Consider the following 22827-nt stretch of genomic DNA (forward strand, 5'->3'; position numbering starts at 1 on the left):
GGTGCTCGCCCCGGAGGACTCCCCGCATGGCCATCGAACGCATCGACGTGAACGTCACCAGCCCCGGCCGCAACTTCGTGACCGTCAAGGTCACCACCAGCGACGGAATCACCGGCCTCGGCGACGGCACCCTCAACGGGCGCGAGCTGGCGGTGGTCTCCTACCTGCGCGACCACGTCGCCCCCACCCTCATCGGGCGTGACGAGTCGCAGATCGACTCGATCTGGCAGTACCTCTACCGCAGCCCCTACTGGCGGCGTGGGCCGGTCACCATGAGCGCGGTCGCCGCGATCGACATGGCGCTGTGGGACATCGCCGCGAAGAAGGCCGGGGAGCCGCTGTACAAGCTGCTCGGCGGCGCCTCCCGCAGCGGTCTGCTCACCTACGCCCACGCCTCCGGCACCACGATCGAGAAGCTCAACGAGGCGATCCACGGCTACGTCGAGGACGGCTTCCAGGCCGTGCGGATCCAGGCGGGCGTGCCGGGGCTCGATCAGATCTACGGCGTCCACGACGCCGCCCCCGGTGGGAAGTACGAGTACGAACCTGCCGGGCGGGCCACTGCGGGAGCTGGGGGTGCGGCGATGCGGCCGACGGAGGAGACCTGGGACACCGCCGCCTACCTCCGCCACCTGCCCACCGTCTTCGCCGGGGTGCGCGAGGCGTTCGGCCCCGCGCTGCGCCTGCTGCACGACGGCCACCACCGCATGCGACCGATCGAGGCGGCGAAGCTCGCGAAATCCCTCGAGCCCTACGACCCGTTCTGGCTCGAGGACTGCACCCCCGGCGAGGACCAGGCGGTGCTGCGCCTGGTGCGGCAGCACTCGGTGACCCCGCTCGCGATCGGCGAGGTGTTCAACTCCGTCTACGACTACCAGACGCTGATCACCGAGCGCCTGATCGACTACGTCCGCTCCTCCGCCACCCACGCCGGCGGCATCACCGGACTGCGCCAGATCATGAGCTTCGCCGCGATCTACGGCATCCGCTCCGGCTTCCACGGCCCCACCGACGTCTCGCCCGTGGGGATGGCCGCGAACCTGCACCTGGGCCTCGCGATCCACAACTTCGGCATCCAGGAGTACATGCCGCACTCCGAGAGCACGCTGTCGGTGTTCCGCACCAGCTACCGCTTCGAGGATGGCCTGCTCCACCCGGGCGACACCCCGGGCCTCGGCGTCGAGCTCGACGAGGAGGCGGCGGCCGGGCACGAGTACGTGCCCGCCTACCTGCCGGTGAACCGCCTGCAGGATGGAACCGTGCACGACTGGTGAGCGCCGGCGCGTGAGTCCTGCACAGTTGAGTCCTGCGCCGTCTGTCCGTGTCAGTCAATGCTGACGGCCGGTGCTGACGGCTCTCGCGCATGTGCCGAGAACGACCTTCGGAACACTTTGCCTCGCGCATAGTGTTCCGAAGGTCGTTCTCGGTCATTCGGTGTGCCGCGGCGTTGTGGTGCCGCGGCGTCGTGGGGCGCGAATCGAGAACGACATTCCGTACAACTTCGCGGCGCCAAAGTGGTCCGAACGTCGATCTCGGTGGTGGGTCGGCGGCTCAGCAGCTCACGCGCTCAGCAGCTCACGCGCTCAGCGGCTCACCGGATCCGCGGCACCGCCGGAGAGCAGGGCGTCGAGGTCACGCAGACGCGGGGCTCCCTCCCAGTCGCTGGGAGTGGTGCAGGCCAGGGCTCCGCAGGCGTTCGCGCGGGCCAGTCGTGCGGGCACGTCCAGCCCGTCGAGCTGTGCGCTGAGGTATCCGGCGACGAAGGCATCCCCGGCGCCGACGGTGTCGACCACGTCCACCCGGTGCCCGGGCGCCTCATGGATCGTGCCGCCCGCGAGAGCGGCGCCACCGTCGGCCCCGAGCTTCACGACCACCTGGCGGCCGTCGGCCTCCAGCGCGCGCAGCAAGGCATGGGGGTCTGAATCTGAAGACTCCGCGATGCCCGGCGTCAGGATCGAGAGCTCCTCCGGCCCGCCGAACAGGACGTCGACATGCCCGAGGATCTCACCCAGCAGCTCCCCGAGGCGCTCCCGTGATCCCAGCCGCGACCGGTAGTTCACATCGAGACTGACCTGCACGCCTGCCGCGACCGCGCGCTGTACGGCGGCGACGTTCGTGGCGTGTGCGGAGTCCGAGATCAGTGCGGTGATGCCGCTGAGGTGCAGGATCTCGGCCTGCTCGATGAGCCCGGCAGGGAGATCGTCCGGGGTGAGCGCGGAGGCGGCGGAACCGGCCCGGTAGTAGTCCACGCGGGTGGTGGCGGCGCTGGGGCGGGACTTGATCATCAGACCCGTCGGCCGCTCCGGATCGACCGTGCAGTGCGCCTCGACGCCCTCGGCGCGGATCTCGCGCGCCACGCGCGTGCCCAGCGGGTCATCGCCCACTCGGCTCACCCAGGCGCTGGGAACGCCCAGGCGGCGCAGCCCGATCGCAAGGTTCGACTCGGCGCCGCCGAGGGAGATGTCCACCGTGGGCAGGTGCGCGAGCGAGCCGATCGTGGAGGTGCGCATCAGCGCCATGGTCTCGCCGACGGACACCACACGCGGGCCGGCGGCCCCGAGGGCCGCGGTGGTCGAGCCGTGTGCGGCCGTCGGAACGACCGCGGCAGAGTCGCTCATGCCCCGGCCTCGCGAGTGGTGACGCCGACGAACCGGGCGGCGCGGTCGGCGAGCTCCTCGAGACTCCCGCCCGTGAGCGCATCGCCCAGCAGCGGCCCGCCCACGGAGACCGCCTCGGCCCCGGCCTGCAGCCAGGCCGCGGCTGCGTCGAGGTCCACCCCGCCGGAGGGGATCACGCGGATCCCGGGGAAGGGGCCGCGCAGATCCTTGAGATAGCCGGGGCCCACCACAGAGGCGGGGAACACCTTGACCGCCGCAGCCCCCGCCGCCCAGCCGGCGTGCAGCTCGCTCGGGGTGAGACCGCCCGGCACGATCGGAATCCCGGCGTCGTTCGCCGCCTCGAGCAGGTCTGCTCGGGTGATAGGGGTGACGATGTAGTGAGCGCCGCGCTCGGCAGCGGTGCGCAGATCCGCCGGGTCGGTGACGGTGCCGATGCCGATGTCCAGCTGGTCCCCGAAGCGCTCCACCAGGGCAGGCAGCTCGTCCAGGGTGCCGGGGGTGGACAGGGTCAGCTCGATCGAGCGGATCCCGGCGCCGGCGAGGGTCTCCAGCACGGGGGCGTACTGGTCGGCGCGCTCGCCGCGGATCACGACGATCAGCCGGGCGGCGGCGGTGCGCTCGGGCAGGGACGGGCGAGGGGTGGTCATCAGTGGTTCTCCTTCATGGATGCGGCCTGGGCCTCGGTGGCGGCGGCCCGGGGACCGGATGTGACGATCGTGGTGAGCAGCGCGCCGACGAGATCGACGAAGTCGTCGTGCTCGGCGAGCTCCTCGGAGAGGCACCCGCTCTCGAGCAGGACCCGCGCATGCTCGGCCGGGGTGGTGGCTCGGGAGGCGATCTCCTGCAGGCGTGCCTGCGTGGGATCGGTCATCGCGCGGGCCTGCTCCCCGGGGTCGAATCCGCGCGGGGGGACCGCGCATGCGAACCAGGCGGCGACGGTGAGGGCAAGGAGGGCCGGCATCCGCCCGGCCTCGAGATGGAAGCGGGCCGGGGCGGGGACGCGCTGCGGCAGGCGTATCGAGCCGTCGGACCCCACCTGGCGGGTGTGGTGGCCGAGATCGTGGTTGTGCCAGCGGTGCGTGAGCTCGTCGATGTACTCGCCGGTGTCGAATCCCGTGGGCAGGTCGATCGTCGGCAGGTTCTCGTCGTGGATCAGCGCGAGCGTGGCGGAGGCGATCCAGTCCTGCTCGAAGGACGCGGGGATCGTGGGCTGGCCGTCGAGGGCGCCGAGATAGGCGATCAGGGAGTGTGGACCGTTGAGGATGCGGAGCTTGACCTGCTCGTATTTCTCGACCTCGGGGGACATGATCGCTCCACCCTGCTCCCAGGCGGGACGGCCTGCGGGGAAGTCATCCTCGATGACCCACATGGAGAACCGCTCGGCCCGCACCGGGGCCCCATCACGGACCCCCAGCTGCTCGGCGGCCTGGTCACCGGTGCCCGGGGTGGTCGCCGGGACGATGCGATCCACCATGGCGTCGGGGAAGGAGACGTGATCGCGCACATAGGAGAGCACGTCATCCTCCGCCCCGGAGCGCTCGAGGAATTCGGTGACCATGCGTCGTGTCGTCTGTCCCGCGGCGGCGACGTTGTCGCAGGGCAGAACGGTGAACGGTTCACCGCTGCGGGCACGGACCGTGAGCCCGCGGGCCAGCAGACCGATCACGGTGCGCGGTGCGGAGGGGGTCTCGAGATCGGCGCGCAGCAGCGGCGCCTCCGTGTCGAGGTGACCGGTGCGCGGGGAGACGTAGTAGCCGCCTTCGGAGACGGTCAGGGTGAGGATCCGCCGGTGCGCATCGGCGATCTCGCGCACCACCGCCTCAGGGTCCTCGGCCATCACCCCGAAACCTCGGTGGACGTCCACCACATCGGCCCTCGTGCCGGCGTCGGAGAGCTCGAGCACGCTGTACAGGCCGTTCTGGCGGCGCATCGGGTCCACCACCGAGTGCGAGCGATGGGCGAAGCCGATGATCCCCCAGTCCCCGTCCTCGGCAGCGAGCGCGCGGGCGGTGTGCACGGCGGCGTGGGCCCGGTGGAAGGCGCCGAGGCCCAGGTGGATGATCCCGGCGCGGGCCGGATCCAGTGGTGCGGACGCCCCGAGCTGAGGGAGCCCGTGCAGTCGGGAGCGGTCGAGAGCGGGGACGGGCCTGGACGTTGGCAAGGAAGCCTCCTGGTCGATGCCTGGCGATGCGCGGGAGCCGCTTCGAGGGCATCTCACGTGGACGGTCAACGGCGGAAGCAACGCTCAGCCGTTTCGCGATACGAACTCCTGATTTCGTATTTCGTAACAGTCTAGCAATTCTCGGCCCAGGTGGCAGCTCTTTCGCGGCCCGCTTCCCTGTCAGCCACAATGGTCCGGTGACCTCCGCCAACGCAACCATCGACACCGTCCTGACCCTCCTGCGCGGCGAGGAGCAGGATGAGGCCCACCTGGAACAGCTCTCGCTCGAGGCGCAGACGCTGCCGATCGGCGAACTCGTCTATCTCGTCGAGACCCGCCCCGCGACCGAAGCCGCGCTGCTGTTCCGGGTGCTCGGCAAAGTCGCCGCCCTGGCGGTGTTCGAGGCGCTGCCGGCGCATCACCAGGCCGAGCTGATCTCCGCACTGCGCACCCAGCAGGTCGCCGACATCATCGGCGAGCTCGATCCCGACGACCGCGCCTCCCTGTTCGACGAGCTGCCGGCCTCGGTCGCCGAGCGGCTGATGCACGGTCTGGATGCGGACGAGCGGGCGATGACCACCGCGGTCCTCGGCTATCCGCGCCACGCGATCGGCCGCTATATGTCGCCCGAGGTGCTCACCCTCGCCCCCGCCCTCACGGTCGCCGAGGCGCTCGAGCAGGTGCGCGCCCGCGCCGAGGAGGCCGAGACGATCTACCTGCTGCCGGTGGTCGACGACACCCGCACGCTGCTGGGCGTGGTGGGGCTGCGGCGGCTGCTGGTGGCCGACGGGGATGTGATCGTCGGCGATCTCGCCCATGCGCCGGTCAGCGCGACCGCGACCGACGATCGCGAAGATGCGGCGCGCCGCTTCTTCGCCGCGAAACTGCTGGCCATGCCCATCGTGGATGGCGAGGGGCGGCTGGTGGGGATCGTGACCGTCGACGACGCTGTGGCCATCATCGAGGAGGAGAACACCGAGGACTCCGCCCGTACCAGCGGCTCCGAGCCGCTGCCGCGCGCCTATCTCTCGACCCCGATCCTGCGGGTGGTGCGCAGCCGCATCGTCTGGCTGCTGGTGCTCGCGATCTCCGCGATCCTCACCGTGCAGGTGCTCGAGGTCTTCGAGGACCGGCTGGATCAGGTGGTGATCCTGGCGCTGTTCATCCCGCTGCTGACCGGCACCGGCGGGAACACCGGCAACCAGGCCGCGACCACCGTGACCCGCGCGCTCGCGGTGGGTGAGGTGCGCGTGCGCGACCTGCCTCGCGTGGTCTGGCGCGAGCTGCGGGTGGGCTCGGTCCTCGGCGTGGTCCTCGGAGCGCTCGGCTTCCTGGTCGCGGGTCTCGTCTACGGCTGGGCGATCGGACTCGTGATCGGCACGACGCTGCTGTCGATCTGCACCATGGCCGCGATCGTGGGCGGGATGATGCCGCTGATCGCGAAGCGGGTGGGGGCGGATCCGGCGGTGTTCTCCAACCCCTTCATCTCCACCTTCTGCGATGCCACGGGTCTGATCATCTACTTCACGATCGCGACGGCCGTCCTGGGGCTGTGAGCCCCGCGGTCGTTCCGGCCGCTTGACGCGTCTTCATGAGAGACGCATACTTGCTGACATTCCGGTGTCGAAGCGCTTCGACTCGATCTGGATCGCCTCCACCCCCTCGTCTGCAGTGGGCCATCGAGGCGTCATAGTCGAAGCGCTTCGACCCGTGTGTGGAACCCCGATGAGGAGGTGGCGAGATGGCGACGATGAGCGATGTGGCCCGCCATGCGGGCGTCGCGCTGAGCACCGTCTCCTACATGCTCTCCGGCGACAAGCCGGTCGCAGCCGCGACCCGCGAACGGATCGAGCACGCGATGGCTGAGCTGGGCTATCGCCCCAACGCGATCGCCCGCAGTCTCGCCAGCCGTCGCACCCGCATCCTCGCCCTCCACCTGCCGGAGTTCGACGTCTCCGCCGGTGAGACCGTCTTCGAGATCGTCCGCGGGGCCTACGACCGCGCCGCAGAGCGCGGCTACCTGCTCACCGTGTGGCCGATCGCCTCGCAGCGCGCACCGCAGGAGCTCCGCGACCTGGTGGGCCAGGGGCACGCCGACGGGGTGCTGCTGGTCGAGGTGGCACTGGACGATCCGCGGATCGACAGCCTGCAGACCTCCGGTGTCCCGTTCCTGTCCGTCGGCCGCACCCGCGACCCCTCGCAGCTGAGCTACGTCGACATCGACTTCGAGGCGACCATCGCCCAGGCCCTCGACACCCTGGCGGCGAGCGGGCATCGGGATGTGATGCTGATCGGTCGCTCCCGCGCGATGGAAGCCGAGGGCTACGGGCCGGCGGTCCGTTCCCACGAGGACTTCGCCCGGCTGGCCCAGGAGCGCGGATTCGAGCATCGCGAGTACGCCCTCGAGCCCAGTCCGCAGGCGGGCCGGGACCTCGCCCGCGAGGTGTGCGGCAGCTCGCGGCGACCGGATGCGGTGATGGCGATGAACGACCTCGCGGTCGTCGGCTTCGTCAACGAGCTGCAGGTCATGGGGCTGGATCTGCCCGCTGACCTGTCCGTCGTCACCGTCGTGTCGAGCCGGCGCACCGCTTCCATGACTTCTCCCTCCCTGACCGCCTGGCAGGCGCCGGGGGAGGAGATGGGCCGACGGGCGGTGGATGGTCTGCTCGACCAGCTCGCCGACCCGCACGCCCCACCCACGCAGGTGCTCGTGACCTGCACCCAGTACGACGGCGGCTCCGTCGAGGACCGCCGCCGCTCTCCCTGAGCGGCCTCTCGACGGCCCCTCGCCACGCCGTCGTCCGGCCGCCCTGCAGTCCAGTTCGACCCCCAGCAGTTATTCCGACAAGGAAGTAGGAACCCATGAAGCGCAGGAAGTTCACCACCCTCGCCGCCGCCACCGCCCTCGGTGCCGCAGCGGTCCCCACCCTCAGCGCCTGTGGCGGCGGCAGCGGCGGCGGAACCGGCGACGGGACGTCCCTGGTCATCTGGCATTACGAGAACGAGGACTCTGCGATGGGCCAGGCCTGGGCCCGCGCCGAGGAGATCTTCAAGGAGAAGCACCCCGACGTCACCGTCACCGTCGAGAAGCAGACCTTCGAGCAGCTGCAGAAGAACGCCAAGATCGTTCTGACCGGCGACGATGTGCCGGACCTGATGGAGTACAACAAGGGCAACAGCACCGCCGGCCAGCTCGCCTCCCAGGGCCTGATCGACCCGTTCACCGATATCGCCACCGAGAAGGGATGGGACCAGAAGCTCTCGACGAGCCTGCAGACCACCTCCCGCTACGACGAGTTCGGGCTGATGGGCTCCGGTGACTGGTACGGCCTGCCCAACTACGGCGAGTACGTCTACGTCTTCTACAACCAGAAGATGTTCGACGAGGCCGGCGTCGCCGTGCCGAACACCCTCGAGGAGTTCGAGGACGTCCTGCAGACCTTCGTGGACAAGGGCATCGTCCCGCTCGCCGGCGCCGGCGCCGAGTACCCCGCCGGACAGCTCTGGTACCAGCTGGTCCTCGCCCACGCCGATCGCGACTTCGTGGACGCCTACCAGCTCTTCGACGGCGAGGTCGACTGGGCCTCCGACCCGCTCCTGGCCGGCGCTCAGCGCTTCGCCGACTGGGTCGAGAAGGGATACCTCGCGGCAGATTCTGCAGGGCTCACCGCCGAGGACATGGGCACCGCGTTCATCTCCGGCACCTACCCGATCATGTTCTCCGGCTCCTGGTGGTTCGGCCGCCTGGTCGCCGAGATGACCGACGACTGGGGACAGTTCCTCTTCCCCGGCAGCGACCTCACCATCGGCTCCTCCGGGAACCTCTGGGTCGTCCCCGCCAACGCCGCGAACAAGGACCTCGCCTACGAGTTCATGGACATCACCATGACCCAGGAGGTCCAGGACATCCTCGGCCAGACGGGTGGCCTGCCCGTCGCCGGAGACATCTCGGCGATCGAGGACGACAAGACCCGGGAGATGACCGAGAACTTCACCGCGGTCAACGAGGCCGACGGGCTCGCGTTCTACCCGGACTGGCCGGTCCCCGGCTTCTACGACCAGGTCGTCAGCGCCATGCAGTCACTCATCAACGGCTCGAAGACCCCGGCCGAGGCGATGGAGGAGCTCGGTGCCGCCTACGCCACCGGACGCACCGACCTCACCGGTGAGTGACCACCGCCGTAACGCTCCGGGCGGGCCGCAGCAGTGGCCCGCCCGCCTTCTGGGAGGACATCCATGACCACCACCGAAGCCGTGCCGACGCCGATCGCGTCCGCACCGCGAAGGAGACGCTCCCGCTGGGCGGGCGCCGGCTACTGGCTCTACCTGATCCCGGGGCTGGTCTCCTTCGGATTCATCATCCTCATCCCCTTCCTGATGAACATCTGGTACAGCCTGCACAGCTGGAAGGGCGGGCTGGCCCCCAAGCGCTGGATCGGGCTGGACAACTACATCGCGCTGCTCTCGGACGACGCGTTCTGGCTGTCCTTCCGCAACTCGATCTACATGGTCGGCGCGATGGTCATGGTCCCCACGATCATCGGGCTGCTGATGGCAGCGGTCCTGTTCGACTACATCGCCAAGCACTGGAACAGCAAGGTCTCCGCCTTCCTGCGGGCCACCTACTATCTCCCGCAGATCCTGCCGATCTCGGTGGCCGGCATCGTGTGGAACTGGATCCTCAACAGCCAGACGGGCGCGGTGAACACCCTGCTGCGAGGCCTCGGGATCGAGTCCCCGCCCAACTGGCTCGGTGATCCGAACCTCGCCCTGCCCTCGGTGATGCTGGTGCTGATCTGGATCCAGATCGGCTACCCGACGGTCATCTTCATGTCCGCCCTGGCGCGCGTGGACCCCGAGCTGTACGAGGCCGCCGAGCTCGACGGCGCCGGATGGTTCGCGCGCTTCCGGGCGATCACCATCCCGCAGATCTCCCCGGAGACCTTCGTGATCGTGCTGACCTGCACCATCGCGGCGCTGAAGGTGTTCGCCCCCATCTACGTGCTGACCCGCGGCGGTCCTGAGAGCTCCACCCTGGTGCCCTCGTACTACTCGTATCTGAACTTCTTCGACACCTCGCGGGTCGGCTACGGCGCGGCCATCGCCACAGTGCTGACCGTGATCATCATCCTCATCGCCGGTGGCATCCAGGTGCTCCAGAACCGCAGTGCACGCAAGGAAGAGGAGGGCCGCTGAGATGGCCACGAAGACCAGTTCCGCCACCCCCGCCGCCACTCCTGCCGCTGCCCCCACGCCTGCCGCGGCCGCCGCCGGCACCGTCGGCCCGAGCGCAGCTCCTGCCCGTCGCCGACGCGACCGCAACCACCGCGGGATCACCCGCTGGATCGTCCTGGCCGGGGCGATGATCGTCGCCGTGGCGATGGTCGCGCCGTTCATCCTGATGGTGCTGAACGCCTTCAAGTCCCCGGCGGACTACTCCGCCGGCGGTCCTCTGTCCCTCCCGCGAGGGCTCTACCTCGACGGCGTGATCGCCTTCTGGGAACGGGTGAACTTCCCGGTCAAGCTCTGGAACTCGCTCTGGACCTCGACCCTCGTCGCCATCTTCGCGGTGCTGCTCTCGCTGCTGAACGCCTACGCGATCGGCGTGGGAAAGGTGAAGGGCCGGCTCTGGCTGGTGGCCCTGTTCCTGATGGCGAACATGCTCCCGCAGGAGGTGCTCATCTACCCGCTGTTCGACATGGCGCGGATGGTGGGCCTGACCGACAACCCATGGTCGATCGTCATCATCTTCACGATCGTCCAATCCGCGTTCGGCACCTATCTGCTCGCCTCCGTGCTCGGCACCTTCCCTCCCGCCCTGCTGGAGGCGGCGCAGCTCGACGGCGCCACCCGCTGGCAGATCCTGTGGCGGATCGTCTACCCCGTGGTGCGCCCGACCATGTCGGTGCTGATGATCTTCTTCTTCATCTGGACCTGGAACGAGTTCTTCATCCCCCTGGTGATGCTCACCAGCAACGACAACCAGACGATCCCGATCGCGCTGTCCTCCCTCCAGGGCGACCGCATGCTCGACGTCCCCACCCTGAACGCAGGCGCGCTGCTCTCGCTGCTGCCCACGTTCATCTTCTTCCTGATCTTCCAGCGCACCCTCACCCGCGGCGTCACTGCCGGCGCGGTGAAGTGACCCTCCGGACTCCCGGAACTCTGCACAGAAAGGAGCGCTGACCATGCGCTTCACCAACGGATACTGGATGGACCGGGAGGGCTTCACGGTTCAGCGCGGCAGCCAGGTCCACGACCTCCAGATCGATGCCGAGGCGGGACGCCTCCGCGCCTTCGCCCCCGTCCGGCCCGTCCGCGGCCGCGGCGACACCCTGAACAACCCCCAGCTCACCGTCACCTACGAGGCGGTCGCCGAGGGCGTGATCCGGGTGCTCGTGGAGAACCACCGCGGAGTGGCCGCCCCGCAGCCCCGCTTCGAGATCGCGGCGGATCCCGCCTATCGCGGCACCATCGACTCCGCGGCCGACGGGCGGACCACCCTCCGGGCAGGCGACCTCGCCCTCACCATTGGCATCGGCGAGCAGTGGCAGGCAGACTTCAGCTCCGCCGGCCGCGCCCTGACCAGCTCGCTGCGCCGCTCCATCGGCCACGTGATCGCGCCCGACGGGCAGCACCACATGCACGAGCAGCTCAGCCTCCAGCCGGGGGAGAGCGTCTACGGGCTCGGCGAACGCTTCGGCGCCTTCGTGAAGAACGGCCAGAGCGTCGACATCTGGAACGAGGACGGCGGCACCACCTCCGAGCAGGCGTACAAGAACGTCCCGCTCTACCTCACCTCCCGCGGCTACGGCGTGTTCGTGGAGGACACCGGCGGGGTCTCCTTCGAGGTCGCCTCCGAGATGACCACCCGGGTGCAGTTCTCCGTCGAGGGCCAGTCGCTGAGCTACCTGGTGATCGATGGCCCCACCCCCAAGGACGTGCTGCGCCGCTACACCGCGCTGACCGGCCGGCCACCGCTGGTGCCCGAATGGTCCTACGGGCTGTGGCTGTCCACCTCCTTCACCACCGACTACGACGAGGCCACGGTCATGTCGTTCATCGACGGAATGGAGGAGCGCGGCATCCCGCTGTCCGTCTTCCACTTCGACTGCTTCTGGATGCGCGGCTTCACCTGGACCGACTTCGTCTGGGACCCGGCCACGTTCCCGGACCCGGAGGGGCTGATCCGTCGGCTCCATGACCGGGGCCTGAAGGTGTGCGTGTGGATCAACCCCTATATCGCCCAGAAGTCGGCGCTCTTCGAGGAGGGCCTCGAGCACGGCTACCTGGTGCGCCGGACCGACGGGAACCTCTGGCAGACCGACCTCTGGCAGGCCGGGATGGCGCTGGTGGACTTCACGAACCCGGCGGCGGTGGCCTGGTACCGCAGCAAGCTCGAGGGCCTGCTGGACGTCGGCGTGGACTGCTTCAAGACCGACTTCGGCGAGCGGATCCCGGTGCGGGACATCGCCTGGCACGACGGCTCCGACCCGGAGAAGATGCACAACTACTACACGCATCTGTTCAACCGCACCGTGTTCGACCTGCTGGTGGAGCGGCAGGGGGAGGGCGAGGCGATCGTCTTCGCCCGCTCCGCGACCGCCGGCGGCCAGCAGTTCCCAGCCCACTGGGGCGGGGACAACGACTCCTCCCTGCCCTCGATGGGGGAGACCCTGCGCGGCGGGCTGTCCCTCGCGCTGTCCGGCTTCGGCTACTGGAGCCACGACATCGGCGGCTTCGAAGGAGCGCCGGATCCGACGGTGTTCAAGCGCTGGCTCGCCTTCGGCCTGCTCTCCTCCCACTCGCGCCTGCACGGGTCGAGCTCCTACCGGGTGCCGTGGGCCTTCGACGACGAGGCGGTGGACGTGGCCCGCCGCTTCACACTGCTGAAGCAGCAGCTGGTGCCCTACCTGCAGCAGATGGCGCTCCAAGCGAACCAGCAGGGCACCCCGATCCTGCGCCCGATGGTGCTCGAATTCCCGGAGGATCGCACCTGCCACGCGCTCGACACCCAGTACATGCTCGGCGACTCGCTGCTGGTCGCGCCCGTGTTCTCGCCCGACGGGGAGGTCGAGTTCTACCTGCCCGAGGGTCGCTGGACCTCGGTGTTCGAGGGCACGATCGAGACCGGCGGGCGCTGGCTGCGCCAGCAGCACGGGTTCATGACCCTGCCGCTGTACCTGCGCGAGGGCGCAGAGGTCGAGATCGACGTGGCCGCGCTCGACGCAGCGGCAGCCGACGTGGCCGCGATCGACAGCTGAGCCCCGGCACGTCTTCGCCCGCGTCGCCCGGGCCGGTGACGCCGGTCGATTCCGAGCCAGGTCAGCCCAGTTTGTGGCTCGGAATCGACCGCTCGCGGAAGATCAAGGCCGACGACGAGTGCCGAGACGATGCTCGGAGTTGGAAACGACTGCCTGTGGTACGGCTGTAATCTGCGCGGATGAGCCGCGTTACACAGAAGGTTGTCTGTTATGTCATCCGAGCGGAGAAGCTCCTCGTGTTCACCCACGATGAGCTGCCTCTGACAGTCACGGGTGTGCAGGTCCCGGCGGGCTCGGTGAAGCGTGGCGAGACGTTGGAGGCTGCGGTGCGGCGGGAGCTCACCGAGGAAACAGGGCTCCACGCGGCTGGGGTTCGCTTTCTCGGGTCGCAGGAGTATGACCTCCGTCCGATGCGTGATGAGCGCGCTGTGCGTCACTACTTCAGAGTCGAGGTGGACGAGTATCCAGCGGAGGAGAGGTGGTCCGGAGCTGAGCGTGACCCGTCGAGCGGCGGCGGGCCGGTCACTTGGACGTGCTGGTGGCTCCCTCTGCATGATGCTCACGTCCTCGCTGGAGGTTTCGGCGCACTCATCGGCAGAGCGCTGTCCGACTGAGCTCGGCATTGCGCAGCACAACGGTGAGACCGGTTCACGGAGGGCCGTTTATGGTGCGGGCTCTCGTGGCGTCAGCTCGGCTGGTCCAGCTGCCTCCGCACGGTCTTGCGGGCGTGGTCTGGCACGAGGTCCCGGCTGGTGCCGAGCCGAGCAATACCGTCGGCCGGGGTGCCGGAAAGCTGGATCAGTCCGGGGGCCTGGTGAGCACGGCGGCAACGTCACTTCTCCGAGGGTGAGGGCTTTGCGCACGTCCTGCATGAGGTCCCGCGGGGCGCCAGGTGCTGGCTCCGCTCACTCCGAGGCGACCCACTCGGCCAGCTGCCCCGCCGAGACCTCGGCGAGCCACTTCTGCCACAGCGGCCCGAAAGTGATGCGGCGGGCGCCGAGCTCGGTCAGAGCGGACAGCGAGCCGGCACCGTGGCCCGTCACCGGATGGGCGGTCACGTTGACCGGCACCGAGACCGCGCCGACGAGTGCGGTGACCTGCTCCGCGGTGGTCAGCCCGACGGGGTACACGGCGCGGGCACCGGCACCCTCCATCAGCTGGATGCGCTCGACAGCTTCCGCCAGCGGGTCCGGGAAGACGTCCGTGCCGAGCTTGACCGCATCGGTGCGTCCGTTGAGCACGAACGGCACCCCGGCGGCGTCGGCCGCACTGCGGGCTGCGGCGATGTAGTCGGCGTGCTCCTGCCGATCGCGCACCCGCTTCCCCTCCCCGTGGACCACGTCCTCGATGTTCGCTCCTGCGGCGCCGGCCTCGAGCAGACGCTCGATCAGCTCCTTCGGGTCCAGGCCGTAGCCGGATTCGACGTCCGCGCTGACGGGCACCTCGACGTCCCCGGTGATCCGCGCGACCACCGCGAGGTAGTCGGCGAAGTCCATGTTCTCGCCGTCGGCGCTGCCGAGGGAATCCGCCACCGGGTGGCTGCCCACGGTGAGTGCGCGGAACCCCGCCTGCACGGCGACCCGGGCGCTCCAGACGTCCCAGACGGTGGGAAGGACCAGCACCTCCCCGGAGTCATGCAGTGCGGCGAGCGTCGTGGCACGGTCAGCGGTGTGGGACATGGTGGCCTCCTGAAGGGTCGGTCCTGCCACCATAGGCGTCGCCGAAGAGGGCGGGAAGGTACCTGTCGATCGCGTTCTTCCCCGGACGAGAAGTGCTCCTCGATCACGGCGACGAGCAGCGGCAGCTCGGAGCAGCTCCAGCAGCTCACGGGGTCCGACTACGTCTGCGGTGATGATGCGGTCGGCGAGGCGATCCACCATGTGTACGGAGAAAGGTTTCGGGAATACCGCCCGATAGACTTCGAAACCGTGCGCCCGACGACGGGCGTCGACCACGCCCGCGAGCTGCCGGAGAGCGATCCCCATGACGCCCACGCCCCGTGAACGACTCCACCTCGAGACCGGTTGGCGGTTCCGCCGGGTGGCGCCGGACCAGGTCGACCGTGCCCTGGACTACGTGCCGTGGCCCGAGCTCGGCGAGGCGCAGGACGGCAAGGACGCTGATGCCCGCCCCGAGCAGGTGCGCCACGACGCCGCCGAGACCGGCCTGCGGCCATGGATCCAGCCGGGCGCGAACGCCTTCCTCCGCGATCCCGCACAGCATGCGCAGCGACCGGACCAGCAGCCACCCGTCGCCCCTGATGCGGCTGATCCGGCACTGGACGACAGCGACTGGCAGCAGGTCGTCGTGCCTCACGACTGGGCGATCGCCGGGCCCTTCCTCGTCGACGGCCCTCACGGCGGTATGGGGCGCCTGGAGAGCTGGGGTGTGGGCTGGTACCGCCGCGAGCTCGAGATCCCGGTGGAGGACGCGGGCCGCTCGATCCACCTGGACATCGACGGGGCGATGTCCTATACGTCGGTGTGGCTGAACGGCTCCCTCGTGGGCGGCTGGCCCTACGGATACAACAGCTGGCGCCTGGACCTCACCCCTCACCTCGTCCCGGGCGGACGGAACCTGCTCGCGATCCGCCTGGACAACCCGCCCCGCTCGGCCCGCTGGTACCCGGGCGGAGGGCTCTACCGCAATGTCTGGCTGGTCAAGACCTCCCCGGTCGCCGTCGCGCACTGGGGCACGACGATCACCACCCCCGAGGTGAGCGCCGATTCTGCTGTCGTCGAGATCGAGGTGGCCCTCGAGAACGCCGGGCCGGCGCCGGTCAAGGTGCAGGTCACCACCGAGATCTTTGAGATCGCCGACGACGGCGGGCGCGGTGACTCCGGCGGGCACAGGGAATCCGCCGGGAACCGGACCCCCGCCGAGCGCGATACCGCCGCCGAGCACGGCATCCCCGTCGCTCGCACCGAGCTGGTCGCCGTCGCCGTCAGCCCCGGCACTGCGGCGAGAACCACCGCGTCGGCCCGGATCCAGGCGCCCTCGCTCTGGGGCCCGCCGCCCGCCCAGCACCCCCACCGCTATCTCGCGGTCACCACGCTGCGCCGGGGGGAGGAGATCCTGGACCAGGTCGAGACGCCCTTCGGCGTGCGCCGGATCGAGTTCGACGCCGACGAGGGTCTGCTCGTCAACGGGGAGCGGATCCGGATCCAGGGCGTGAACAACCACCACGACCTCGGGGCCCTCGGCGCGGCGTTCAACGAGCGCGCCGCCGAGCGCCAGCTCGAGATCCTGCAGGAGATGGGGACGAACGCGCTGCGCACGGCCCATAACCCGCCCGCGCCCGAACTGCTGGACCTCACCGACCGGATGGGCATCCTGGTGCTCGACGAGGTGTTCGATTCCTGGTACGCACGCAAGACCGATCTGGACTTCCACCTGATCTTCGAGGACTGGCACGAGGCGGATCTGCGGGCGATGATCCGGCGCGACCGTCACCACCCCTCCGTGATCCTGTGGGGGATCGGCAACGAGGTCGGCGAGCAGTACACGGAGCAGGAGGGCGCCCTGGTGGCACGGCGTCTGGTCGAGATCGCCCACGACGAGGACCCCAGCCGGCTCACCACCACCGCCATGAACTACGCGAAGCCGCACATGCCGCTGCCCGCCGAGGTCGACGTCATCGGCATCAACTATCAGGGCGAGGGCATCCGGCAGGAGCCGGTGTTCGAGGGCACCGACCGGATCCGCACCCCACCCCAGTACGGCCGGTTCCGCGAGGCCTTCCCCGACACGCCGATCATGGGCAGCGAGACCTCCTCCGCGCTGTCCACCCGCGGCACCTACCTGTTCCCCGTCGCGGAAGGGCAGAGCAACCCGGCACGGGACGGCGCCGGGGCCGACGACGCGACCTGCATGGTCAGCGCCTACGAGCTCCACGCGGTGGACTTCGGCTCCACGGCGGAGAAGGTCTTCGCCTCCCTTGAGCACTATCCGTTCGTGGCCGGTGAATTCGTGTGGACCGGCTTCGACTACCTGGGCGAGCCGACCCCGTACTACAGCGCCCGCAGCTCCTACACGGGCATCGTGGACCTCGCCGGATTCCCCAAGGACCGGTTCTGGCTCTACCGCGCGCACTGGCGGCCCGAGGTCCCCACCGCCCACCTGCTGCCGCACTGGACCTGGCCCGGGCGCGAGGGCGAGGTGACGCCGGTGCACGTGTTCACCTCGGGGGACGAGGCGGAGCTGTTCGTCAACGGGGCCTCCCAGGGCCGGCGCGCCATGCAGCCCGGTCAGTTCCGGCTGCGCTGGGACGAGGTGGTCTACGCGCCGGGGGAGGTGCGCGTGCAGACCTACCGCGACGGTGCGCCGTGGGCCGTGGACGTCGTGCGCACTGCCGGCGCCCCCGCCCGCCTCGCCCTCGCAGCGGATCGCGACCACATCGCTGCCGACGGTCGTGACCTGGCGTTCCTCACCGCACGGGTGCTCGACGCCGACGGGATCGAGGTCCCCACGGCCGACCATCTGCTGCACTTCACGGTGGAGGGGCCGGGCACCCTGGTGGCCACCGACAACGGCGATCCCACTGACCTGAATGCCTTCCCGTCTCCGCAGCGCAGGGCCTTCAGCGGCAAGGCCCTGGCCATCGTGCGCGGAGAGGCCAGTGAGGGAGGCGCAGAGGGGGAACTCCGGATCACCGTAAGCGCGGCCGGGCTCGAGAGCGCGCAGCTGCGGGTGGCCCTGGCGGCGTTCGAGGGTACCGAGGGCGCAGGAGACATCGCGGGCTGAACCCTCACGCTCCGTGCGAGGGGTGGCATGGGCCGACCATCGGCCCACCGGGACTTTGTACAGAACGATCCCGGTCGATTCCGAGCCAGATCGGTGAAGGTTCTGGCTCGGAATCGACCGGGATCGCGTGGATGATGCCGCGGACGGCGCCGGTAACGGGGGTGGGCCGGCCCCGGGGCCGGCCCAGGGGGATCGCCCGCGATGCCGGCCCACGGTGCGGAGCCGAAGCCCCCGCCGAACAGGACTACTTGCTGAAGCCTGCTGTCAGGCCGCTGATCAGCTGGCGGCGACCCGCGATGTAGAGCACCAGGATCGGCAGTGCGGAGAGCATCACCGCGGCCAGCACGGCCGGGATGTTCACCGTGAACTCGCCCTGGTAGGCCCACAGCGACAGGGGCAGCACGCGCTTGTCGGAGCTCTGGGTGAGCACCAGCGGGAACAGGAACCCGTTCCACACCTGCAGTGCGTCATAGATCCCGACGGTGACCACGGCGGGCTTCGCCAGCGGCAGCACCAGCGAGCGGAACATCTGCCAGTCGTTGGCGCCGTCGATGGTCATCGACTCGTACAGCTCTCCTGGAACGTCCCGCAGGAAGTTGGTCAGGATCAGGATGGTGATCGGGATGGCGAAGGCGATCGACGGCAGGATCAGCGCCCACAGGGTGTCGTACAGCCCCAGCTGCACGATCAGGTAGTAGATCGGGATGATCGTGGCCTGCAGCGGGATCGCGATCCCCATCAGGAACAGCTTCTGGCTGAACTTCGCCAGTCGGGTGCGAGAGCGCACGATGACGTAGCTGGCCAGCAGCGAGGCGGTCACCACGGCGACCACCGTGATCACGGTGACGAACACTGAGTTCGCGAAGTAGCGCATGAAGTCGTTCTCGAGCACGTAGCGGAACGGCTCGAGGGTGAACTCGGAAGGCAGCGACAGCGGGTTCGAGGAGAAGTAGTCCTCGCGCGGCCGGACGCTGGTGACGACGATGTAGTAGATCGGCACCAGGATCACGAGCAGCCAGGCGAAGCCCAGCAGGCCGCCGATGACATTGGGGGAGCTGTGTGTTTTGGTACTCATCTCAGGCGCCCTCCATCTGGCTCTCCATGCGATCCGCGCCGGAGACGCGGTTCAGGATCAATGACAGGGTCAGTCCGACGACCACCAGGATCACGGCGATCACGCTGGCCGGACCCATCTCGTAGGAACGGAATCCGGTGAGGTACATGTCCAACGGGAGGATGCGGGTGGCATTGCCGGGCCCGCCGCCGGTCAGGATGAACACGAGGTCGAAGTAGGTCAGCGAACCGACCAGCATCAGGGTGGAGCTGGTGACGATCGTGTACTTCAGCTGCGGCAGGGTGACGTTGAAGAACTGCCGCACCCGTCCGGCGCCGTCGAGCGTGGCCGCCTCGTACATCGAGATCGGGATCTGCCGCACGCCCGCCTGGTACAGCAGCGAGTGGAAGGGCACGAAGGACCACGAGATCACCATGATCAGGGTGTAGAACGCGAAGGTCGGCGAGCCCAGCCAGTCCTGGCTGAGGAAGTCCAGGCCGAAGGCGCGGGAGATGCCGAAGTTCGGATCCAGCAGCGCCTTGAACGCGATACCGGTGGCCGCCGCGGAGAACAGCAGCGGCAGGAAGTACAGCACCGAGAACACTTCGCGATAGCGCTGGTGCCCGGCCATGAAGACTCCCAGCAGCAGGCTGAGCGGGAACTGCACCGCATAGCTCAGCGCCGTCATCAGCAGCGTCAGCCACATGGCGTTGAGGGTCACGGGGTCCTGGAACACCTGGAACCAGGCGGCGAGGCCCGCGAACTGCGGCGTGCCCAGACCATCCCAGGCGAAGAACGAGAGCACCACGACGCCCGCGAGGGGCACGAGCGCGAACACGCCGAAGAAGCTCAGCGCGGGGAGCAGCAGCCAGTTGCTGGGTCCGGTGCTCAGACGGCGACGATTGCTGGAGCGGCCGACGCTCCCGCCCGGGTGGGCCGACGAGGGCGAGGTGCCCTCGTCGGCCGAGGCGGCGGCATCGGCAGCAGCGGCACCGGTGCGGGGTGCGTGCGACTGCCCGGCGGTCATGCCGACAGGGTCGCGTTCATGCTGGTCACGAACTCTTCAGGCTGGATCTCTCCGAGGAAGATGCGGGAGAGATTGTTCAGCAGCTCCTGCGCGGGGGCCGGGGCCAGGGCCTGATCCCAGGACAGCTGGAAGTGCGGAGCGTTCAGCACCATGTCGTAGGCGAAGGACAGGAAGGCCTCATCATCCAGTCCGCCGAAGGACTCCTCGAGCCCGGCGACGGCCGGGATCGCGCCCATGGCCAGGAAGTTGTCGACCATGTCCTGGTTGAGGTTGAACTCGTTGAGGTACTTGATCGCGAGCTCCTGGATCTCCGGCTCGGCGGCGGCCGAGACCGACCAGTAGTTGGCCGGGTTGCCGACCACGTTGGCCGGATCGCCCGCGCCGCCGTCCTTCGCCGGGAAGTTCAGGAACCCGAGGTTCCCCTCGGCCACGAAGTCCGGGGCATCCTGCTTGAAAGTGCCGTAGACCCAGCTGCCCTGCAGCAGCATCGCGGCCTTGCCGGTGTGGACCAGGGCGGCGTCGGCCCCGGCGTCGGCGGCGACCGAGCCGTAGGCGTCACCGAACGCGCCGGCATCCTTCAGCTCGATGATGGCCTCGAGCGCCGAGGTGATCGCCGGCTCGGACCAGGCGTCTGCCTCGCCCGCGACGATCTTCTCGAAGACGCCCTCGCCACCGATGCGGTCGGTGAGGTACTGGATGTACATCAGCTCCGGCCAGATGCTCTGGCCAGCCAGGGAGAGGGGGGTGATACCGGCGGCGGAGAAGGTCTCCACCGCTGTCATCAGCTCAGCCCAGGTGGTGGGCGGGGTGACGGAGTGCTCTTCGAACAGAGCGGTGTTGTAGTACAGGATCACCGGCTGGGTGTCGTTGTTGGGGACGCCGTACTGGGCCCCGTCGACCTCGCCGACCTTTGCGATCGACTCGATGGTGCGCGAGAGCACGTCGTCGACCTTGCCGGAGAGGTCCACCACGGACTCGTTGTTGACGTAGTCGGCCAGGGTGCCGCCGGCCCAGTTGAAGATCAGGGTGGGGGCGTTGCCGGAACCGATCGCGGTACGGATCTTCTCCTTGTAGGAGTCGTTGGCGAAGAACTCCACGGCGAAGGGGTTGTCGGAGTTCGCCTCGTCCCAGGCATCGAAGGACGCCTGGTAGGTGTCCTGCTTGGCGCCGGTCAGGGCCCAGACGGACAGGCTCGACGGAGAGCCACCGCCACCGCTGGGCTTGGCGCCGCCTCCGCAGGCGCTGAGGACGGCGAGGGACGGGATTGCCAGGCCGAGGCCCGCGAGAGTCGCGCGGCGGGTGGGTTGCATCATTGCTGCCTCCAGGATCACGGACCGACACTGGGCTGAAAAGTTTCGTAAACTAATGTCGGTGACGTTAAGTTAATCCCTCTTACTGTCAGAGGTCAAGCGGGGGATGCTTCATTTGTGTCTCAACCGTGTATGACGTGCGCAGAGTGGCTCTTTGTGCCGGCAGAAACGGGTGCTGCACAGCCCGTGGAGGAGGAGAAAACTTTCGCGGAAAGCGGTACACCCGGTGGCGTCCGGACAGTCAGAAACGGAGGCCGACGGGCTGCGAACGCCGCAGCCAGGCCGCAGTGCTCTGCAGGAAAGTGCTCTCCAAGAACCGGCCCCCTGCCGCGCGCCGCTGGGGCGCAGGGGCAGGGGACTCGTCGGTACGACGTCCACAGAGACCGTTCCCGGCCGATTCCGAGCCAGAGCGGTGAGGCTGCTGGCAAGGAGTCGACCGGGATCGTGGGTCCGGGGCTGGGGCCCGTCACGCGGTGCCCCCGCACGCGGTGGAGTTCAGGCGCGGCCCGTGAGCTCCCGGGCCTGCTCCTGTGCGGCGATCGCCAGCTCCACAGCCTTGAAGGCGTGCGCCTGGGTCATGGCGTTCTCCGTGCGGTGCAGGACGTCCAGGATCAGCTCGCCGAAGAAGGGGTATCCCACCTCGCCGCTGGCGTTCATGCGGTGCTCGCCCTCGCCGTCGACCAGGATCACCTGGCCGCCGCCGTTGTCGGTGGTGACGTCGACGTACTTGCGCAGCTCGATGTAGCCCTCGGTGCCGAGGATGAACGTGCGGCCGTCGCCCCACGTGCGCAGCCCGGCGGGGGTGAACCAGTCCACGCGCACGAAGCCGGTCGCGCCGCTGGAGAGCGCGATGTGCGCGTCGCCGTAATCGTCGAGCTCGGGGTGCTCGGGGTTGCCGAAGTTGCCGATCGAGGACGAGAGGATCTCGGCGTCATCGGAGCCGGTGAAGGCGAGCATCTGCTCGAAGTTGTGACTGCCGATGTCGGTGAGGATGCCGCCATAGCTGGCGCGCTCGAAGAACCAGTCGGGGCGGGTCGAGGGATCGCCCATGCGGTGCGGGCCCATGCCCTGGACCTGGAGGACCTTCCCGATCGCGCCGCGGTCGATGAGCTGACCGGCCAGCACTGCGGCCTCGACGTGGATGCGCTCGGAGTAGTACACGGCGTACTTCTTGCCGGTTCGCTCCACCGCAGCCTTCGCGTCCGCGAGCTGCTCGCGGGTGATCAGCGGGGTCTTGTCGGTGAAGTAGTCCTTGCCGGCCTCCATCACACGGATGCCCAGCGGAGCGCGATCGACGGGTACTGCGGCGGCGGCGACGAGATGGACCTCGGGGTCGGCCAGTACCTGCTCTTCGCTGGTCGCGATCTCGACCTGCGGGAACTTCTCCTTGAACGCGGCGGCGCGCTCGGGCTGGGGGTCGTAGACCCACTTCAGGGTGCCGCCGGCGTCCAGCAGGCCCTGGGTCATCCCGCCGATGTGGCCGTGGTCGAGGTGCATCGCGGCGAAGATGAACTCGCCGGGCTCCACGACGGGCTTCGGCATCGAGTCCGGCGCGTAGTTGGCTCCTTCGGAGACAGCCATGGGGAGGTCCTTTCAACGGGCGATCGTGAGTGATCAGAGGTGAACGGGAACTGCATCGGCATGGTGCGA

17 protein-coding genes are annotated in these 22827 nt (G+C 68.9%); 9 read left to right on the forward strand and 8 right to left on the reverse strand.

Annotated elements, in window-relative coordinates; all coding sequences use genetic code 11:
- Positions 1-26: 26 nt before the first annotated feature.
- Positions 27-1274 (forward strand): D-mannonate dehydratase ManD, encoded by a 1248-nt coding sequence (manD, locus tag ABD893_RS03150; protein ID WP_345076075.1) that lies wholly within the window; start codon positions 27-29, stop codon positions 1272-1274.
- 309 nt (positions 1275-1583) lie between these two features.
- Here the strand turns inward: manD and ABD893_RS03155 are convergent, their stop codons facing one another.
- The 3 genes from ABD893_RS03155 to ABD893_RS03165 are packed head-to-tail and all read right to left on the reverse strand — an operon-like array spanning position 1584 to position 4779.
- On the reverse strand, positions 1584-2618 hold the full coding sequence (locus ABD893_RS03155; protein ID WP_345076076.1) for a sugar kinase: 1035 nt from the start codon (positions 2616-2618) through the stop codon (positions 1584-1586).
- Positions 2615-3265, reverse strand: coding sequence for a bifunctional 4-hydroxy-2-oxoglutarate aldolase/2-dehydro-3-deoxy-phosphogluconate aldolase (locus ABD893_RS03160; protein WP_345076077.1), 651 nt, complete (start codon positions 3263-3265; stop codon positions 2615-2617). Before ABD893_RS03160 ends, ABD893_RS03155 begins: the two co-directional genes overlap by 4 nt.
- Positions 3265-4779, reverse strand: a complete 1515-nt coding sequence (locus tag ABD893_RS03165; protein ID WP_345076078.1) for a mannitol dehydrogenase family protein — start codon at positions 4777-4779, stop codon at positions 3265-3267. The genes ABD893_RS03160 and ABD893_RS03165 overlap by 1 nt, the downstream gene beginning before the upstream one ends.
- 197 nt (positions 4780-4976) lie before the next feature.
- Here ABD893_RS03165 and mgtE point away from each other — a divergent pair, with 197 nt between their 5' ends.
- From mgtE to ABD893_RS03200, 7 genes are all read left to right on the forward strand, one after another.
- Positions 4977-6335, forward strand: a complete 1359-nt coding sequence (gene mgtE / locus ABD893_RS03170) for a magnesium transporter (protein WP_345076079.1) — start codon at positions 4977-4979, stop codon at positions 6333-6335.
- A gap of 185 nt (positions 6336-6520) precedes the next feature.
- Positions 6521-7546 carry a LacI family DNA-binding transcriptional regulator gene (locus ABD893_RS03175; RefSeq protein ID WP_345076080.1) on the forward strand — a complete coding sequence of 342 codons (1026 nt, stop codon included), beginning with the start codon at positions 6521-6523 and terminating at the stop codon, positions 7544-7546.
- A 95-nt stretch (positions 7547-7641) separates the two neighbouring features.
- Positions 7642-8952: an ABC transporter substrate-binding protein gene (locus ABD893_RS03180; RefSeq protein ID WP_345076081.1), complete on the forward strand. Its 1311-nt coding sequence runs from the start codon at positions 7642-7644 to the stop codon at positions 8950-8952.
- Positions 8953-9015: 63 nt separating this feature from the next.
- Positions 9016-9975 (forward strand): carbohydrate ABC transporter permease, encoded by a 960-nt coding sequence (locus ABD893_RS03185; RefSeq protein ID WP_345076082.1) that lies wholly within the window; start codon positions 9016-9018, stop codon positions 9973-9975.
- A 1-nt stretch (position 9976) separates the two neighbouring features.
- On the forward strand, positions 9977-10924 hold the full coding sequence (locus ABD893_RS03190) for a carbohydrate ABC transporter permease (protein WP_345076083.1): 948 nt from the start codon (positions 9977-9979) through the stop codon (positions 10922-10924).
- 43 nt (positions 10925-10967) lie between these two features.
- The gene (yicI, locus tag ABD893_RS03195) at positions 10968-13043 is read left to right on the forward strand and encodes an alpha-xylosidase (RefSeq protein WP_345076084.1); all 2076 of its coding nucleotides are present in this window, start codon (positions 10968-10970) and stop codon (positions 13041-13043) included.
- 179 nt (positions 13044-13222) lie between these two features.
- Entirely contained in the window at positions 13223-13657 is a 435-nt protein-coding gene (locus ABD893_RS03200) for an NUDIX domain-containing protein (RefSeq protein WP_345076085.1), read from the forward strand.
- 291 nt (positions 13658-13948) lie between these two features.
- Here the strand turns inward: ABD893_RS03200 and ABD893_RS03205 are convergent, their stop codons facing one another.
- A complete protein-coding gene (locus tag ABD893_RS03205) occupies positions 13949-14722 on the reverse strand; it encodes an isocitrate lyase/PEP mutase family protein (RefSeq protein ID WP_345076086.1) in 774 nt (257 codons plus the stop codon).
- Between the two features lie 304 nt (positions 14723-15026).
- Here ABD893_RS03205 and galB point away from each other — a divergent pair, with 304 nt between their 5' ends.
- Positions 15027-17786, forward strand: coding sequence for a beta-galactosidase GalB (gene galB, locus ABD893_RS03210; protein ID WP_345076087.1), 2760 nt, complete (start codon positions 15027-15029; stop codon positions 17784-17786).
- Between the two features lie 244 nt (positions 17787-18030).
- On the opposite strand, the gene ABD893_RS03215 is transcribed toward galB, so the two are convergent.
- From ABD893_RS03215 to ABD893_RS03230, 4 genes are all read right to left on the reverse strand, one after another.
- Positions 18031-18861 carry a carbohydrate ABC transporter permease gene (locus tag ABD893_RS03215; protein ID WP_345076088.1) on the reverse strand — a complete coding sequence of 277 codons (831 nt, stop codon included), beginning with the start codon at positions 18859-18861 and terminating at the stop codon, positions 18031-18033.
- Between the two features lies 1 nt (position 18862).
- Positions 18863-19867 carry a carbohydrate ABC transporter permease gene (locus ABD893_RS03220; protein ID WP_345076089.1) on the reverse strand — a complete coding sequence of 335 codons (1005 nt, stop codon included), beginning with the start codon at positions 19865-19867 and terminating at the stop codon, positions 18863-18865.
- Positions 19864-21180, reverse strand: coding sequence for an extracellular solute-binding protein (locus ABD893_RS03225; protein ID WP_345076090.1), 1317 nt, complete (start codon positions 21178-21180; stop codon positions 19864-19866). Before ABD893_RS03225 ends, ABD893_RS03220 begins: the two co-directional genes overlap by 4 nt.
- Positions 21181-21672: 492 nt before the next feature.
- A complete protein-coding gene (locus ABD893_RS03230; RefSeq protein WP_345076091.1) occupies positions 21673-22758 on the reverse strand; it encodes a Gfo/Idh/MocA family protein in 1086 nt (361 codons plus the stop codon).
- Positions 22759-22827: the final 69 nt, after the last annotated feature.

The organism is Brachybacterium paraconglomeratum (assembly GCF_039541415.1).
Classification (GTDB): Bacteria; Actinomycetota; Actinomycetes; order Actinomycetales; family Dermabacteraceae; genus Brachybacterium; species Brachybacterium paraconglomeratum_A.

What these genes read in the sequence shown, in the direction of transcription:
- ABD893_RS03205 (WP_345076086.1), bottom strand. Translation starts at nt 14,722, where the DNA reads ATGTCCCACACCGCTGACCGTGCCACGACGCTCGCCGCACTGCATGAC.
- ABD893_RS03215 (WP_345076088.1), bottom strand. Translation starts at nt 18,861, where the DNA reads ATGAGTACCAAAACACACAGCTCCCCCAATGTCATCGGCGGCCTGCTG.
- ABD893_RS03160 (WP_345076077.1), bottom strand. Translation starts at nt 3,265, where the DNA reads ATGACCACCCCTCGCCCGTCCCTGCCCGAGCGCACCGCCGCCGCCCGG.
- ABD893_RS03175 (WP_345076080.1), top strand. Translation starts at nt 6,521, where the DNA reads ATGGCGACGATGAGCGATGTGGCCCGCCATGCGGGCGTCGCGCTGAGC.
- ABD893_RS03190 (WP_345076083.1), top strand. Translation starts at nt 9,977, where the DNA reads ATGGCCACGAAGACCAGTTCCGCCACCCCCGCCGCCACTCCTGCCGCT.
- ABD893_RS03225 (WP_345076090.1), bottom strand. Translation starts at nt 21,180, where the DNA reads ATGATGCAACCCACCCGCCGCGCGACTCTCGCGGGCCTCGGCCTGGCA.
- ABD893_RS03180 (WP_345076081.1), top strand. Translation starts at nt 7,642, where the DNA reads ATGAAGCGCAGGAAGTTCACCACCCTCGCCGCCGCCACCGCCCTCGGT.
- ABD893_RS03200 (WP_345076085.1), top strand. Translation starts at nt 13,223, where the DNA reads ATGAGCCGCGTTACACAGAAGGTTGTCTGTTATGTCATCCGAGCGGAG.
- ABD893_RS03230 (WP_345076091.1), bottom strand. Translation starts at nt 22,758, where the DNA reads ATGGCTGTCTCCGAAGGAGCCAACTACGCGCCGGACTCGATGCCGAAG.
- ABD893_RS03220 (WP_345076089.1), bottom strand. Translation starts at nt 19,867, where the DNA reads ATGACCGCCGGGCAGTCGCACGCACCCCGCACCGGTGCCGCTGCTGCC.
- galB (WP_345076087.1), top strand. Translation starts at nt 15,027, where the DNA reads ATGACGCCCACGCCCCGTGAACGACTCCACCTCGAGACCGGTTGGCGG.
- ABD893_RS03185 (WP_345076082.1), top strand. Translation starts at nt 9,016, where the DNA reads ATGACCACCACCGAAGCCGTGCCGACGCCGATCGCGTCCGCACCGCGA.
- manD (WP_345076075.1), top strand. Translation starts at nt 27, where the DNA reads ATGGCCATCGAACGCATCGACGTGAACGTCACCAGCCCCGGCCGCAAC.
- yicI (WP_345076084.1), top strand. Translation starts at nt 10,968, where the DNA reads ATGCGCTTCACCAACGGATACTGGATGGACCGGGAGGGCTTCACGGTT.
- ABD893_RS03155 (WP_345076076.1), bottom strand. Translation starts at nt 2,618, where the DNA reads ATGAGCGACTCTGCCGCGGTCGTTCCGACGGCCGCACACGGCTCGACC.